The sequence below is a fragment of the Dyella sp. genome, from assembly GCF_035277725.1.
Classification (GTDB): Bacteria; Pseudomonadota; Gammaproteobacteria; order Xanthomonadales; family Rhodanobacteraceae; genus Dyella_B.
Window position 1 is genome coordinate 34,945 of the sequence record NZ_DATEJY010000069.1, and the last position, 15,538, is coordinate 50,482.

The following is a 15,538-nucleotide window of genomic DNA, read 5'->3' on the forward strand; positions in this document are numbered from 1 at the left end:
GTCTTCAGGCACGCAAGAACTTGAAGAAAGAGGGCGCCTCCGGGGAAGGAGGCGCCACGCCGAGCAGGCGGGAGTGTTTCCTGCTCAGAACCACACTCCCAGTTCCACGCCGTACGTCCGCGGCGGCAGATACTGGGAAACGTAGACGAAACCGCCATTGGCGGTGGTGAAGCGCATGGCGTTGGTGCGGATCTTGTCGTTGCTGACGTTTTGCACGTACGCGTTGACCCACCAGCGGTCCTGCGGCTCCGTGTAGCGCAGCGAAAAATCGGTGCGCACATAAGCCTTCTGCTGATCGCCGGAGCCCAGGTTGAACGGGCTCAGCCACTGCATGCTCTGGTATTGACTGCTGATGCGCGGCGTCAGGCGGCCATCGTTGGGCAGATGGAAATCATGCTCATAGATGGCGGTCAGCGAAGCATCCGGCGCATGCGGCAGGGTGTGGCCGGTGATGTTCATGCAGCTGGAAAGATTCGATTGCGGCGGGCAGGGCGGCAATCCTTGGTAATCATTGCTGCCTGCATAGATCAGGGTGCCGAGCGTCTTTTTCGGAATGGCCGAGAACACCAGGTTGGCGCGGTCGTCATGACCTTGCAGCGTCAGCTCCGATTCGAAACCGGCCACCTTGGTGCTGCCCTGTACATTGTTGAAGCCCAGGCCATGGTTGCCGTCCGGATAGGTGATCGGGGCCGACAGCTGGAAGTTCTTGAAATTCTCGTAATACGCGGCGTTGTTCCACGTCAGGTGGCCGCCGAGGAAGGTGAACTTCGCGCCAATTTCATAGTTGGTGAGCGATTCCGGCTGATACAGCGTGCCGCCATCCTGCGTGCCGCCCGATTTGTAACCGGTGGCGATGCTGACGTAAGCCATCGCGTTTTGATTGAACACATAATCCGCGCGCGCCAGCCAAGTCACCTTGGACTTGTGATACTTGCCGTCGTTGTGCTGCGAAATGCTGAAGCCGACATCCTGCGGCTGCGCATTTGGGGAGATCGGCACCTGTGGCACGGTGGGGTCATAGGCCCAACCCCAGTTGATGCCGCCTTCGTTCTTCCTGGTGTCGTCCGAGAAGCGTGCGCCAGCGGTGAGGTTGAACGCATCCGTGACGTGCCACACGGCCTGGCCGAAGACGGCTTCCGATTCCACCGTTTCCTTCGGCTGGATGAAGGAGCCCTGCCAGTTCACCGTGCCCTGCTGCGTGCCATTCATGATGGGAATGTCGAAGCGAATGTTGTTGTCTTCCGCGGCGTAATAAAGTCCGAGAATCCAGTCCACCGTGTGCTGGCCGGTCGATTTCAAATCGAATTCGTGGCTATAGCTCGAGTAGTTGGAGTAGTTGGTACGGTCATCCTGATACACGCCACCCGTCGTGAAGCTGGTGGGCAGGATCGCGCCGGCGTCCTGGTCGTAATTGCTGGCGCCGGAGAAACGGTTGTAGCCAGCGATATAGGTGAGCGCCATATCGTCATTGATCTGCCAATCCATGCGGCTGCGCACCGTCTTGGAGGTTCGATGCAGGTACGGCGCGGTGTCGATCAACGCGGACCAGAAATCCTGGCCCGGGCGCGGGTTCTGCATCAAGTTCATGTCCGGCGTGCCGCGATCGAGAAAATACTCGTACGACAAGTTCCACTTGAACGCATCGATCGGCTGCCACAACGCGCTGATGCGCGCCGCCGACTGGTTCTGCGCGTTGTATTTGTCGCCGCCCTGCGTATACAACGCCTGATTGATCGGCTGGAACGTCGCCAAGGTGCCGCCATTGGCGAGATAAGTCGCCTGCTGCTGCGCCACGCTGGGCAGTTCGCTGCCGGGGTTCTGGTAGTTCACGTAGCCGTCGTGCTGCTGGTGCGCCACGGCTACGCGCATCGCAAACGTGCTGCTGATCGGCAGGTTGATCGCCGCCTTTTCGCCCGTTTGGCTGTAACTGCCCAGCGACATCTGCGCATTGCCGAAAAAGCCGCCATTGATATCCGGCTTGACGGTTTCAAAGTCGATCGCGCCCGCGGTGGAGTTGCGGCCCCACAGCGTGCCTTGCGGGCCGCGCAACACCTGCACGCTGTCGATGTCCATCAACAGGCTGGTGGCCGATTCGGCGCGCGGCGCATACACGCCATCGATGAACAGAGCCACTTCCGGATCGGCATATTCGGTCTTGGCGCTGTCGTTGCCGATACCGCGCATGGTCAGCGTGGTCACGCCGTGGTCGCCCTCGCTGGTGCCTTGCAGGCCAGGTACCAGCTTGGTGATGTCCTGCACGGTCTGTACGTGTTCTTTGTCGAGTGCGTCGGCCGTGATGGCGGTGACGGCTACCGGGGTTTTCTGCAGTGGGGTTTCGCGTTTGGTGGCAGTGACCTGGATGGTTTCCAGGTTCTTTACTTTCTGCTTGGACGGTCCGCCGTCCTTGTTGGTCGTGGCCGGTGAGGTCGCATCCTGTCCTGCTGCGAGGACGGGGGCCGAGGCAAGCACGGCAGCAAGCGCGACGTACATGGCCGAGTGGTGAAGCGTCATTTCATCCCCTCCAAAAAAATGAATTTCGCGTTGTCAGGTGGGGCCCGCCTTTTTTTCCAGTCCGCCCGACTGGCCCCACGGGTACGACAGTGCTGTACGATATGACAGCGCTGTCATACGCGGATAGTAGGCGGCTTTTGGCACAGAAGCTTGACGCACAGCAACATGACGATCGCCCGGGGAGGGCAAAGACATGGCACGTTTGCAGAGCATCTTGGTGGTAGGTGGCGGGGCGGCAGGCTGGTTGGTGGCCTGCTATCTGGCCAAACATCTGAACGCGGCGGCGCCGGGCAGCATTCGCGTGGAGTTGGTCGAATCGCCCGGTATTGGCCTGCTTGGCGTCGGGGAGGCGACGTTCCCTTCAATTCGCGGCACCCTGGCTGCGATCGGCTTGGACGAAGGTCAGTTGCTGGTGGGTGCGAATGCGACCTTCAAGCAGGGCATTCGCTACGACCATTGGGTACGTCCGCCCGGTAGCGAAGGGCGATCGAGTTTCTTCCATCCCTTCAGCCTGCCCAGCCAGCGTCCGGGTTCTCCGGAACTGCTGCCTTACTGGCTGCTTGGCGGTGCGCCGCAAGGCATGCAACTGGCAGAAGCGGTCACCATGCAATACCACCTGGTTGCGCAAGGACACGGACCCAAGCGCGCCAGCGATCCGGATTTCCAGGGGCCGATGAATTACGCCTATCACTTCGATGCCGCGCGCGTCGCACAGGTGCTGGCCGGGCATGGCCAGAAGCTCGGCGTAAAGCGTCATGAAGCCACGGTGGAACGCGTCGAGCTGGATGCACGCGGCGCCATTGCAAGCCTGGTAACGAAAGAGCTGGGCGAGCTGAAGGCCGATCTCTACGTGGATTGCACCGGCTTGCGCAGCCGGTTGATCGGCAACGCCATGCAGTCACCGTTCCGCAGCCGCACTGACGTGCTGTTCGTGGATCGCGCGGTGGCGATGCAAGTGCCATATCCGCGTCCCGATACGCCGATTGCGTGCTACACCATCGCCACTGCGCAGGAAGCCGGTTGGACCTGGGATATCGGCCTGCAGCAGCGGCGCGGTGTTGGGTATGTGTATTCGTCACGGCACTCGGATGCCACGCGTGCAGAAGAAGTGATACGCCAGCATCTGGGCAACGCAGCCGAGGGGTTGGAGCCGCTACATATCAAATTCGAAACCGGCTATCGCCCCGAACATTGGCGCGCCAATTGCGTGGGCATCGGCTTGGCCGGCGGTTTTGTCGAACCGCTGGAATCGACCGGCATCGCCCTGGTTGAGCTCGGCACCTATTTGCTCACGCATCTGCTGCCGTTGGATATGGACGACATGGAGCGCGCGGCGAAGCACTTCAACACAATGATCTGTGCGCGCTACGAGCGCGTGCTGGATTTCATCAAGATGCACTACTGCCTCACGCAGCGTACGGACAATCCATTCTGGATCGACAACACCGACCCGGCGAGCATCCCGGAAACCTTGCGCGATCGCCTGAAGGCCTGGCGCTATCGACCGCCGCATCGCCTTGATTTCGTGACCGACCTGGAAATGTTCATGCCGTCAAGTTGGCAATACGTGCTTTACGGTTTGGAATTCAGTACGGACATGGAAGCGATGCGCAGCAGCTATCCGCGCATGGACGAGGCGCGACGCGAATTTGCGGCGATCCAGCAGGTTTCGGCACATGCGATGAAGGATCTGCCGAAGCACCGGGCATTGGTGGAGCAAATGTGCAAGGCGTATGTGCAGCGTAGTGGGGCCGTGCGCAGCGAAATGTCCGTAGCGGGCTGAAATGCGGCAGCGTAGGTTGGGGTGAGCGAACGCGAACCCCAACATCCGTGCGATCCCGCCTGCCCATGTTGGGGTTCGGCGGTGCCTCCCCCCAACCTGCACCCGATTACGGACTTGCACACTCCACGCTGCGGTCTGCGTTCGACGACAGCGTCACCGAGGCAATCGAAATCGCGGTACCCGGAGCACTGTGCAACACGAACGGCCGATCGATATGGCTCATGTCGGCGCCGTTCTTCTGCAGACACTTCAACGGCACGCCGAAGCGAATCCACTGGCCTTTCTGCAATGCGGCCAGCGCAGCCTGCACCGGCACCTCGGCATGGCAGTTCACGCCGCAGGCGACACCGATCGCGGCATTGCCCTTGCCAAGCTCGTCGACACGCAAGGTTGCCACCAGCTGCATATCGCCGTTGGCCTGGCGTGCGATGTCTTCGGCGTGATCGGCGACAATCGCGAGCTGCGCGTCATGTTTGCCTGTCCACGCAAAGCGCCGTGCATCTTCCTGCACGTGATAATCCACTGACGTTGCACGCAGGTCAGCTTGCGGGCTGCCGGCGGGCATGGCGGTAACTGGCTTGGTATCGCCGCCTGCATCCGCAAGCACCAGCGAGAAGCCTTTTGCTGGCTTGCCGCGCATGAAGTACACGCCGCTCTGTGCGTTATCCAGACGGATGCCCGGATCTTCGGAAAGCTTCGGCAAATCGCCGTTATCGGCGTAGCGCAAGCCATAGCCATACGGGAACAGCGGATTCGGATCGGCCTGATTCGTCTGCGCCGCATTGCGCGGCCATGCATAGGAAAGCTTGCCGTGGAAGTCGTATTGCACGCTGCCGTCGGGCTTGCGCAACAGCACGTCGGCAATGCCGCCGCCTTCCGAACCCGGCAGCCATGCCGCGACGAAAGCGTCGGATGCATTGATTTCCGGATTCACCCACAACACGCGCCCGGACAGGAACACCGCCACCACTGGTATGCCTTGCGCGTGCAAGTGCTTGAGCAATTGCAGATCGCCATCATCACCCGGTTTGTAGGCGAGGTTGGGTATGTCGCCCTGGAATTCCGCATACGGATCTTCGCCGAACACGACGATGGCGACGTCCGGCTTCTGTGTAAATGATCCATCCACCGAAAGCGTCGCGGTGCCACCGGCTGCTTTGACCTGTTCGCGAATGCCGCTCCAGATCGATTGCGCATGCGGGAAATTCGCATTGGTGACGCCGGTGCCCTGCCAGGTGAGGGTCCAGCCGCCGCTTTGCTTGGGGATGTTGTCCGCGCCGTCGCCAGTCACCAGGATGTGTTTGCGCGGATCGAGCGGCAGCAAGTGATGCTCGTTCTTCAACAAGACCAGCGACTCGCGCACCGCCTGGCGTGCCAGTGCACGATGGTCCGCGCCGCCCAGCACGTCGAACTTGCCCTCGAGCGGTTGCGCGGCCGGTTTGCCATCGAGCAGGCCAAGCCGCAGTTTGACGCGCAGCACGCGCGTCACGGCATCGTCCAGGCGCGTCATCGGAATCACGCCGCTGTGCACTTCCTGCAGCATGTGCTGGTAGAGACCGCGCCAACTGTCCGGTGCCATGTACATGTCCAGCCCGGCATTGATGGCGGCGGGGCAGTCATCGTTGCTGCAACCGGGCACTTGGCCATGCGAATTCCAATCGCCGACCACGAAACCGTCGAAATGCATGCGATCTTTCAGCACGCCTGTAAGCAACCCTTTGTCGGCGCTCATCTTCACGCCGTTCCAACTGGAGAACGAGGCCATCACCGTCTGCACGCCGGCATCGATCGCCGGTGGGTAGCCCGCACCGTGGATATCGCGCAAAGCCGCTTCGCTGATCTGCGCATCACCCTGGTCGACGCCGTTGTGCGTGCCGCCGTCTCCCAAAAAATGCTTCGCGCTGGCAATCACGTGATACGCGTTGAGAAAGTCCGGCGCGCCGGGTTTGCCTTGCAGGCCTTCCACGGCGGCCGGTGCATACTGCGCCACCAGCTTGGGATTGGACGAAAAGCCTTCGTAGCTGCGGCCCCAGCGCACGTCTTGCGGTACAGCCAGCGTTGGCGCGAATGCCCAGTTCAGGCCGATCGCGCGGACTTCCTCTGCCGTCGCCGCGCCGATCTTGCGAATCAGCTCGGGATCATGCGCGGCGCCGAGCGCCACGTTGTGCGGGAAAATCGTCGCCCCCACGACACCGTTGTTGCCGTGCACCGCGTCGATGCCAAACAACAGGGGAATGGCGGGGCTTCCTTTCGGCACGTCCATGGCGGCTTGTTCATAGGCTTTTGCCAACGCAAGCCACTGCGGGCCATCGGCAACGCGCGAGCCGCCGGGTTTGGAATTGCCACCGGCCAGCATGGAGCCGAGGTGGTAGTTGCGCACGTCTTCCGGTGTTGCGCTGCCGATGTCCGCTTGGATGAGCTGCCCCACTTTTTCCTCGGTGCTCATCGATGCCAGCAAGGCCTGGATGCGGTGCTCCCCTTGCGGATCGGACGGCAGCGGCGAGTGCGCGGCAGGCCAGGTTTGCGGGTGGACGACGGCGCTGCCTGTCTGTTCCTGCGCCAGAACGAAAGCGGGCAGGGCGGTGGCGAGCGCCGACAAACACAGGAAACCCAGACGGAACGAAAAGACGCCTCGCGTGTGGTGCATGCGCAATCCTCGGTCGGTGGGCCGGCGGCGGACCCATGGAAGTGGCGGCCATGTTCTTGGGATATGACAGCGCTGTCAATTATCCGGACGGGCCGGGGTGATGGCGGGTGATGACAGGGAGGGCTGAGGCCAATAAAAAAGGTGGCGATCCATGGGATCGCCACCTTCCGGGTGTTGCTCTGTGTATCTGCTGCTTAGCGAGCGTCGGAGACCGAGGTCACGCCTTCCTGCACCTGCACGCGGTTGCCCGGGTCATGATCCATGCGCGTGGTGCGGGTGACGCCGTTGTAGACGTACTGCACGTCATAACCGATCACGCGGTCGCTGGAATCGGCCACCGTCTTGCACTCGTGCTCGGTGGTGGAGGTCACCTGGCTCTGATGGTGCGCGTTTTCGATGCGGTTACCGGCGTAGCCGCCTGCCGCCGCACCGGCCACCGTCGCTAGGGTGTTGCCCTTGCCATGGCCGACCATGTGGCCCAGCAGGCCGCCGGCCACGGCACCGATCGCGGTACCGGCGATGTTGTGCTGATCCTTCGGCGGCTCGGTGTGATTGACCACCACATCCTGGCAAACCTGATGGGGGGTGTTCACTTGCTGGTGCACCGGCGTCACGCTGACCACCTGTGCGTACTGCGGGCCTGCTGCTTGCGCAGCCTGTTGCTGTTGCTGCGAGGCATCCAGCGCCGGATCCGCATTGGCCTGATGACTGCAACCTGTCAGGCCGGCGACAGCTGCTACAGCAACAGCCGCGCAAAGAGTCTTGATTGCGAACTTGCTCATACTTGAATCCCCCAATCGGTCACTAAATCGAACACTACGTTCACCCCTGCTTTCCATGACGCTCATTGAATGGCGACAAGGCTGAATGATACCCGCATAAGTCGTTAGCCAATGCTAAACGGCCTGCGATCCAACCCATTTTTCTGCTCGAAATGCGCGCAGCAGTCATAAGAGGCAACACCGATGCACATGATGCCGGGTGATGCAAAGCAGAGTTTGGAACGACGTCGCATAAGCGGCAAGAAAACCTTCAGTGCTTATTAAGCGCATCCAGCAGAGGATCGCAGCCGACACCAACGGAGGTCGTCATGAGCAAGCACGTAGCAGTCAGTCGTATGTTGATGGGTTTGGCCGTTGCAGCTGCGTTGGTGACGCCGCTGGCTGCATCAGCGCACGATCACGATGGCTGGGGTCGTCGAGGCGATTGGGATCGCGGCGGCTGGCATGATCGCGGCTATGACCGCGGCTGGCATGATCACGATTGGCATCGCGGCGGCGGTTATTGGAGCGGTGGCCGTTGGATTGCGGGTGCCGTCGTGGCAGGCGCCGTGGCTGGCCTGGTGGAAAACGCCGTTGCGCCTGCGCCGGCTTATTACGCACCGCCTCCCACCGTGGTTTATCAGCCTGCCACCGTGGTGTATGAAGCGCCGCCCCCGCCGGTGGTTACCCGTACCGTGGTTTACACTACGCGTTATTACGGCCAATAACACCAGCAGGCGTCAACACAAGTTGTTCGAAAAGCCCGGCAAAGCCGGGCTTTTCGTTATGGGCGCATGCTGCCATCATCCGCCGATGCAAGGCGTTCCCCATTCCTTCGATAACCCCGCGGACACCGCCGAATTCCGCTGCCCGGCGCATCGTTCGGGCGTGGAGTTGTACCGCGCGCATATCGTGCGGCATGCCTTCGAGCCGCACGTGCATGAAAGTTTCGGGCTGGGTGCGATCGAATCCGGCGTGGAACGCTTTCGGTATCGAGGCGCCGAACACTTGGCGCCGCCCGACTCGCTGGTATTGATGAACCCGGATGAATTGCATACCGGTTGCGCCGAGACCGATGGTGGTTGGCGCTATCGAATGGTCTACATCGACCAAGCCGTGGTAGCGGAGATTGCCGGTGAATCCGGTTGGTGGTTCGGCGATGCGGTGCATGCCGATGCTGCGGGTGCGCGGCACATCACGGCGCTGCTCGATGCGCTATGGCTGGCGCGCGAACCGCTCGCTTTCGACAGCCTCCTGCTGCAACTTTTAAGCGAATTCCGCCGCCATGCACGCGTACCGCGTGCGGCGCACGCCGAAGCGCTTTCGCGCTTTGTGCCGGTGATCGACTACCTGCGCGCGCATCTGGCCGAACGCATCACGTTGAATCAGCTGGCCGCCGTGGCCGGCTTGAGTCCGTTTCATTTTCTACGCCAGTTTCAGGCACGCCATCACGCCACGCCGCAGCAGATGCTGATGGCTTTCCGCCTCTCTGCGGCCAAGCGTTTGCTTGCCGCAGGCGACGCGCCGGCCCAGGTCGCCGCCGCCACCGGCTTGACTGACCAAGCGCACCTCACTCGCGCCTTCGCGCGTCGTTACGGAACCACGCCGGCGCGCTACCAGCGCGCCCTGCAGCGATAGCAATCTCGTACAAGACGGCCGCAAGCCATTGCACCGATGCTGCGCGCCATGTGGACAGGAACGCTTTACGCACTCATCGCCGGCTTGATGTGGGGGCTGGTTTTCGTCGGGCCGCTGCTGGTGCCGGAATATCCGGCCGCACTGCAATCGGTAGGCCGCTACCTTGCCTTTGGCATGATCGCGCTGCCGCTGGCGTGGCTGGACCGCGCCGCGTTGCGCCAACTGACGCGTGCCGATTGGCTGGAAGCGTTGAAGCTCGCCATGGTCGGAAACCTGCTTTATTACGTGTGCCTGGCAGCGGCGATCCAGCGCGCCGGCGCGCCGCTTCCCACCATGATCATCGGCACGCTGCCGGTAGTGATCGCCATTGCTGCCAACCTGCGCAATGCACGTCGCGATGGTCAGCTGCCATGGGCGCGCCTGGCGCCGTCATTGCTGCTGATCGCCGCGGGCATCGCTTGTGTCAATCGAGCAGAGTTGTCCGGGGTGAAAGCCCAAAGCCACGCCGATCTTTTGCGCTACACCGCCGGAGCCTTGCTCGCCTGCGTTTCCGTGGCGTGCTGGACGTGGTATCCGCTGCGCAACGCGGATTGGCTTCGCCACCACCCAGGACGCAACCCACGCACCTGGGCGACAGCACAAGGTATCGCCACGTTGCCGTTGGCGCTCGTCGGTTATGCGTTGCTGTGGTTGGGCATGCGCGCCAGCGGCAGTCACTTTTCGATGCCGTTTGGGCCGCGCCCCGTTGTATTCATTACCTTGATGGCCGCGATCGGCCTGTTCGCTTCCTGGCTAGGCACGACATGCTGGAACGAAGCGAGCCAGCGATTGCCCACCGCCATCGCCGGACAGCTGATCGTGTTCGAAACGCTGGCGGCGTTGAGTTATGCATTTGCGCTGCGCGGAAAGCTGCCGGGTGCGCAAACCCTGTCCGGCATCGTGCTGCTGGTGGCAGGCGTGGTATGGGCCGCGCGCGTGAAGCCGGTGCCGGTGGAGTATGTGGAGGCGGAGCGGTTGTGATTGCAGGTTGGGGTGAGGCATAGCCGAACCCCAACATGGCATGTAAGCACCGGAACGTTGGAGTTCGCGTTCGCTCACTCCAACCTGCGTGCATGGTCGTGGTAGACGGAAAAACGACAATAAAAAAGCTCTGGAAGCGAGTTCCAGAGCTTTTCAATATTTAGCTGGTGCCGGAAATAGGAATCGAACCTACGACCTACGCATTACGAATGCGCCGCTCTACCAACTGAGCTATTCCGGCGGAGCCGCCTAGTTTAAGGGGGTGTCTTGCGGCCTGCAAGCTCTGTCGGGTTGGCGGGTTTCGGACCGCAGCGTGGGGCGGTGGCCGACTGGTGCGGGTGCGGCTGTGCGGCGACAGTGCGAGGAGTTTCCTAGGGAAGGGTGCCAATGCCGCTGTCGTCGTGTCCTCGAGGCGTCACGTTGATCGAAGTACTGGTGGCCATGCTGGTTTTCAGCCTGGGGCTGATCGGTGCGGCTGGCTTGATGGCGATGGCTGCACGCGCCAATCAGGCGGCTTACCTGCGCACGCAGGTGAGTTTTCTCGCGCAGAACATGGCCGAGCGCATGCACGCGAACCTGATTGGCGTGTGGCGCGGCGATTACGACGGCAACTATCCGGATGCCGGCGCGCAGGATTGCGTCGCCGGTTGCACGCCAAGCCAACTGGCGCAGCACGACCGGCAAAGCTGGAGCGGACAGCTACAGACCTTTCTGCCACCCGGCCCGGAAGCCACCATTCGATGCGACCAAGATGGCTTGCCACACGCACCGTCTCGCGAACAAATTGCTTTGAGGCCGCCTTACGGGGGTCATTGCCGAATGACTATCATGTGGGCCGAGCGAAGCTCCGTCGATGCCAAGGCTTCACCGCAAACCTTTACCTGGGCGTTCCAGCCGTGAATCGCTGCCGCGGACTCTCGCTGATCGAACTGATGATCGCGATGGCGCTGGGCCTCGCGGTGAGCCTGGGCATCGTGGCGGTATTCACCTCCACCTCCAACAGCCGCCAGGCGCAGGAACAGCTGGCGCGCTTGCAGGAAGAAGGCCGCTTCGCGATCGCGCAGATCAGGGACGACCTTAGCATGGCGGGTGCGCAGTACTGCAACAGCAGCGGTGGCGCGGCCCATGCGAGCGCCGCGGGTCCTTATCTGGATGGGCTGCGTAGGCCTACCGTCTATGCCAGTGATCCTAACGTGCTGATGGGAGCGCTGAGCGACGTGAGTACCCGATGGAACGGGGCGTACCCATCGCCGCCGAGTGAACCCTATTCCCTCCCTTCGTTTTTGATGATGCGTGGCTACGACTGCACGGTGAGCACTTGCACGCCGGTGGAACCGAGCAATAAGCGCAATACGAACGGTTTCAGCATTCCGGTGATGGGCAAAGGCGTCGATAGCCGCGTGATCGGCGCATCGGTGCTTACGGTGCGCTATCTCAATGCTTCAGGTGGCTGGGCGATCATGCCGGAGGGGAGTGCGAGAGGCAGCACGCTTTTCAGCCATGCAGATGATTCGGTAACTGTTCGATTGAATCCGCTGCCCGGTGAGCCGAAAGCCAGTGATGTGAAGGATGACACACCGCTGATGATGCTCGCGGATTGCTCCGGTGCGCAGATCTTTGCTGTCACAGGCATGGGGAACAGCACACTAACATCTACCGGTGCAAACTTTGCACAACCGCATGTGTTCCAGAACATGGCAGCGCCGAAGCTATTCAGCGTCAGCCGTGACATGCGAACGGTTACTTACTATCTGCGCGTGGTGAACAACGGCGACGGCATGGGGCATACCACCGGCGCCTTGATGCGACGGGTCAACGGAGGCTTATCGTCGCAAGGCGGTGTAGGCGAGGAAATTGCCCGCGGCGTAGAGCGTCTGGATTTCAAATACGGCGTGCAGCAAGCGGATGGCACGCTGCGCTATTACACAGCCGAGCAGGTGGACAGCAGCACGCGTGCCGATTGTCCTGCGGTGCCAGTGCCGATTCCGGGCAGCAGCGACCGTGGCTGCCTGTGGGGATCGGTCGGTGTGATTGAGGTCGATTTGCTGATGTCCGGGCAGAATCCGTTGTACTCACTGATGCCGGATGAGTTGGCCTACAGCTATGCGGCGGACGGGATATTCACGCCCGCAGCACCGACAGCCGATGATCGAAAGGTCACGCCACTGCAGCAGGGTTTTCCATTGCCGGTGTTGCGGCGTGAATTCACGGCCGTGGTTGCCGTGCGCAATGCCAATCCGTAGTGAGGTGCAGGGATGCGAATGCAGTTGAAAACTTCCGTCGCCTTGATGAATGCCGGGGCCCAGTGTCTTGGTCGGGAGACAAAGGCGCTGGGTCCCGGCGTTCACCGGGACGACGAGCGGGGGAGTTCTTTTCACCTTGATGGGAAGAGGCATATTCGCAACACGCAGCACGGTTTCGCGCTGCTCATGGCCCTGATCTTCCTCGTGCTGCTAAGCATGCTGGCCATCGCCGCCTCGCAGCATTCACTGTTGCAAGAACGCATGGCTGGCAGTTTTCGCAATGCTCAACAAGCGCGCATGAGTGCGGAAACGGCGCTGCGCGGCGCGGAGTACAAACTGTGGTCATTGGCAGGCCAAACGGGTGTACGTCTGCATTGCCAGCAAGATGCGGTCACGCAGGATGATGGCTGCGTGATCTATCGCCCTGATAGTGCACCTTATTCAGCAAACGGGGTCGTCACTCGATTCCAATCCGTAGCAAGTTGGATTGATGGTATCGGTATCCCCTACATGGGACCGCGAGATACTGGCTACACGCCTGCGTTGGCGAAGAACCCTGTCTACATCATCGAAGACCTCGGCAGCGAACGGCCGCCGGGTGTGGGTGGACTGCACGAATCCGGCAATACCGGCCCGAACAACGGCGGCCAGATCGATGTGCATGTCTATCGCATCACCGCGCGCGCCACCGGCGGCAATGTCAACGTGATGGCCGTGGTGCAGAGTACGTTCAATGCGCCGTTGCATCCTTGAGCTTATCGGCAAACGGTTGGTGTGGGTGAGCATCCTGCTGATTCCCATGTTGCGGGCGGCAGAAGTCGGTACCGTGGAATTGAGCCCTCTGCCGCTGGACCGCTCGCGAGCAGTGCCGTCATTGGCAACGCTTGCCGTGAGCAACAGCGTGTTGACGGCTGGCACGCTCACCTTTCTTGGTGGTTACGATCCCATCGACTGGTCCGGCGTACTGAGAGCGGTCACTTTGAATGCGGATGGCGCGTCGGCTAACACGGTATGGGATGTCGGATCGCTGCTCAGCCAGCCTTGGGTTACATCATCTGGCGGCCGCACCATACTCACCGCAAAACGACAGGAAAGCGGCACGCTTGTTGGCATGGTGTTCGAATCCGCGGCGCCTTTTGACGAAGACGAAAAGAGTGGCTTGATGACACCGGCTGCGGAAAACTCCGTCGATACGCTGGAAGCGCGCGTCGATTATCTGCGCGGCGTTCGTTCGCTGGAACTGGATGGTAGCCTGCGTCGACGTGGCAGCGTGTTGGGTGCGATCGTGCATTCGCAAGCGCTGTACGTGGCTTATCCCACCGGCAACTATCTCGACACGTGGCCAAAGGCTAGCACCGCGCCGGAAATGTCAGCGGGCGCACAAAGCTATGCGCAGTTTGTAGAGCGACACGCCGATCGTCCACCGATGCTCTACGTTGCTGCCAACGACGGTATGTTGCATGCGTTCCACGCACCCGTTCCAACATGCAAGGAACAGGATCAACAAGGCCTTTGCAAAGCTTACGAAAACACGCCCGATGCAGGCAGAGAACGTTGGGCCTACGTACCGCGCGCGGCATACGCCAATCTCGGCAACCTCACGCAGGCACGGCATTTTCAGTTCCACCCGACCGTGGATGCCACGCCCGTGACGCGCGATGTGTTCTTCAGCGAGCACGGCCGGCACGAATGGCACACCCTGCTGGTTGGCGGATTGGGACTCGGCGGTCGCGGCGTGTATGCCTTGGACATTACCGATCCGACGGCAGTCAGCGAAAGATTTCCCGAGCGCACCGTGCTATGGGAATTCGATGCGGGCATGCCTGGCGGCGACGCGGAAACCGGCGCCACCTATAACCCGGCAGACCTCGGCTATACCTACGGGCAACCAGCCATCGCGCGCTTGGCAAATGGCCGCTGGGCCGTGCTGGTGCCAAGTGGCTACTTCGCCGATTGCAGCAAGCCGGACAAGCCCGCCCGTTGTGAAGAAGTCACTGGTACGCCGCCCAGCTACGGCGCGTTGTTTGTACTGGATGCGCAAACCGGTGCCGTGATCGCTGAGCTCAAGACGCCATCCATCAATGGCGTAAGCAGTTACGGGTTGAGCACGCCGGTGCCCGGCGATTACGACAACGACCAAATCGATGATGTCGCCTTTGCGGGCGATCTAGCCGGCAATCTGTGGCGTTTCGATCTCACTGCGCCGAATCCATCAGCGTGGAAAGTGAGCCTGGCATACCGGCCGGCACAACAAGTGACACAGCCGATCACGGTCATGCCGCGCCTCTTCCCCGATCCCGTCACCCACCGATTCATGGTCGTCTTCGGTACCGGCAAATACCTTGGCGATGGCGACAAAGGCGATACCACCTTGCAGGCGGTCTATGGGATACGCGATCGGGTTGATAGCCAAGGCAACGCGACGACCGTGCAGCACGACAGTCTTCAGCAACAAGTACTGAGCGAGCAAACAGTCACCGATGCTGCATCTGGTAGCAATGCAAGTTTGCGCACACTCACGTCGAACCCGGTTTCAGCGCAGGCTGGTGGTTGGCGTATCGATTTGCATCTCGCGGCGGGCGAGCGCGTCGTGGTCACGCCCACGGCCTTGTTCAACACCAACACCGTGCTGATAAGCACCTTGATTCCCGACGGCGATACGCCTTCCGGCGCCATCATGGCCATTGACGCTGCTACGGGTGGTGCGCGGTCGATCATCGGTTTTGGCGGCGCTTCGTATGCCGGCGCATTAGTGGAAAACCCACCGACGGCAGGCAGCCTGCCGGTGGTGATGCCGGCGGGCGGCGGCAAGCTGATCCTGCCCGGTATCAAGCTGAAAGGAGGCAGCAGTGCGCTTGATATGCCGCTTAGCTTGGACGGTCCGTTGTGGCGTCGCCGTTCATGGACTTTGTTGACGCCGGATTCGTAAGGAGCT

11 protein-coding genes and 1 tRNA gene are annotated in these 15,538 nt (G+C 61.4%); 8 read left to right on the forward strand and 4 right to left on the reverse strand.

Features of this window, described 5'->3' with window-relative positions:
• Positions 1 to 84: 84 nt before the first annotated feature.
• The gene (locus VJR68_RS06750) at positions 85 to 2,511 is read right to left on the reverse strand and encodes a TonB-dependent receptor (protein WP_324146901.1); all 2,427 of its coding nucleotides are present in this window, start codon (positions 2,509 to 2,511) and stop codon (positions 85 to 87) included.
• A 193-nt stretch (positions 2,512 to 2,704) separates the two neighbouring features.
• On the opposite strand from VJR68_RS06750, the gene VJR68_RS06755 reads away from it, so the two are divergent.
• Positions 2,705 to 4,294 carry a tryptophan halogenase family protein gene (locus VJR68_RS06755; protein ID WP_324146902.1) on the forward strand — a complete coding sequence of 530 codons (1,590 nt, stop codon included), beginning with the start codon at positions 2,705 to 2,707 and terminating at the stop codon, positions 4,292 to 4,294.
• 106 nt (positions 4,295 to 4,400) lie between these two features.
• On the opposite strand, the gene VJR68_RS06760 is transcribed toward VJR68_RS06755, so the two are convergent.
• Together VJR68_RS06760 and VJR68_RS06765 are read right to left on the reverse strand one after the other, a co-directional pair.
• Positions 4,401 to 6,941, reverse strand: a complete 2,541-nt coding sequence (locus VJR68_RS06760) for an exo 1,3/1,4-beta-D-glucan glucohydrolase (protein ID WP_324146903.1) — start codon at positions 6,939 to 6,941, stop codon at positions 4,401 to 4,403.
• Positions 6,942 to 7,135: 194 nt separating this feature from the next.
• Positions 7,136 to 7,723, reverse strand: coding sequence for a glycine zipper 2TM domain-containing protein (locus VJR68_RS06765; RefSeq protein ID WP_324146904.1), 588 nt, complete (start codon positions 7,721 to 7,723; stop codon positions 7,136 to 7,138).
• 308 nt (positions 7,724 to 8,031) lie between these two features.
• Between VJR68_RS06765 and VJR68_RS06770 the strand changes: the two genes are divergently transcribed.
• From VJR68_RS06770 to VJR68_RS06780, 3 genes are all read left to right on the forward strand, one after another.
• Positions 8,032 to 8,430, forward strand: coding sequence for a hypothetical protein (locus VJR68_RS06770; RefSeq protein ID WP_324146905.1), 399 nt, complete (start codon positions 8,032 to 8,034; stop codon positions 8,428 to 8,430).
• 85 nt (positions 8,431 to 8,515) lie between these two features.
• On the forward strand, positions 8,516 to 9,340 hold the full coding sequence (locus tag VJR68_RS06775) for an AraC family transcriptional regulator (protein WP_324146906.1): 825 nt from the start codon (positions 8,516 to 8,518) through the stop codon (positions 9,338 to 9,340).
• Between the two features lie 48 nt (positions 9,341 to 9,388).
• On the forward strand, positions 9,389 to 10,360 hold the full coding sequence (locus VJR68_RS06780) for a DMT family transporter (RefSeq protein ID WP_324146907.1): 972 nt from the start codon (positions 9,389 to 9,391) through the stop codon (positions 10,358 to 10,360).
• Positions 10,361 to 10,525: 165 nt separating this feature from the next.
• On the opposite strand, the gene VJR68_RS06785 is transcribed toward VJR68_RS06780, so the two are convergent.
• A tRNA-Thr gene (locus VJR68_RS06785) sits at positions 10,526 to 10,601 on the reverse strand.
• Positions 10,602 to 10,747: 146 nt separating this feature from the next.
• Here VJR68_RS06785 and pilV point away from each other — a divergent pair.
• The 4 genes from pilV to VJR68_RS06805 are packed head-to-tail and all read left to right on the forward strand — an operon-like array spanning position 10,748 to position 15,532.
• Positions 10,748 to 11,260, forward strand: a complete 513-nt coding sequence (gene pilV, locus VJR68_RS06790) for a type IV pilus modification protein PilV (protein WP_324146908.1) — start codon at positions 10,748 to 10,750, stop codon at positions 11,258 to 11,260.
• Positions 11,257 to 12,603 carry a PilW family protein gene (locus VJR68_RS06795; protein WP_324146909.1) on the forward strand — a complete coding sequence of 449 codons (1,347 nt, stop codon included), beginning with the start codon at positions 11,257 to 11,259 and terminating at the stop codon, positions 12,601 to 12,603. The genes pilV and VJR68_RS06795 overlap by 4 nt, the downstream gene beginning before the upstream one ends.
• Positions 12,604 to 12,621: 18 nt before the next feature.
• Positions 12,622 to 13,356: a pilus assembly PilX family protein gene (locus VJR68_RS06800; protein WP_324146910.1), complete on the forward strand. Its 735-nt coding sequence runs from the start codon at positions 12,622 to 12,624 to the stop codon at positions 13,354 to 13,356.
• Positions 13,337 to 15,532 (forward strand): pilus assembly protein, encoded by a 2,196-nt coding sequence (locus tag VJR68_RS06805; protein ID WP_324146911.1) that lies wholly within the window; start codon positions 13,337 to 13,339, stop codon positions 15,530 to 15,532. Before VJR68_RS06800 ends, VJR68_RS06805 begins: the two co-directional genes overlap by 20 nt.
• The last annotated feature ends 6 nt before the right edge of the window (positions 15,533 to 15,538 follow it).

Coding starts and splice junctions, on each gene's coding strand:
- VJR68_RS06750 (WP_324146901.1), bottom strand. CDS start 2,511: ATGACGCTTCACCACTCGGCCATGTACGTCGCGCTTGCTGCCGTGCTT.
- VJR68_RS06755 (WP_324146902.1), top strand. CDS start 2,705: ATGGCACGTTTGCAGAGCATCTTGGTGGTAGGTGGCGGGGCGGCAGGC.
- VJR68_RS06760 (WP_324146903.1), bottom strand. CDS start 6,941: ATGCACCACACGCGAGGCGTCTTTTCGTTCCGTCTGGGTTTCCTGTGT.
- VJR68_RS06765 (WP_324146904.1), bottom strand. CDS start 7,723: ATGAGCAAGTTCGCAATCAAGACTCTTTGCGCGGCTGTTGCTGTAGCA.
- VJR68_RS06770 (WP_324146905.1), top strand. CDS start 8,032: ATGAGCAAGCACGTAGCAGTCAGTCGTATGTTGATGGGTTTGGCCGTT.
- VJR68_RS06775 (WP_324146906.1), top strand. CDS start 8,516: ATGCAAGGCGTTCCCCATTCCTTCGATAACCCCGCGGACACCGCCGAA.
- VJR68_RS06780 (WP_324146907.1), top strand. CDS start 9,389: ATGTGGACAGGAACGCTTTACGCACTCATCGCCGGCTTGATGTGGGGG.
- pilV (WP_324146908.1), top strand. CDS start 10,748: ATGCCGCTGTCGTCGTGTCCTCGAGGCGTCACGTTGATCGAAGTACTG.
- VJR68_RS06800 (WP_324146910.1), top strand. CDS start 12,622: ATGCAGTTGAAAACTTCCGTCGCCTTGATGAATGCCGGGGCCCAGTGT.
- VJR68_RS06805 (WP_324146911.1), top strand. CDS start 13,337: ATGCGCCGTTGCATCCTTGAGCTTATCGGCAAACGGTTGGTGTGGGTG.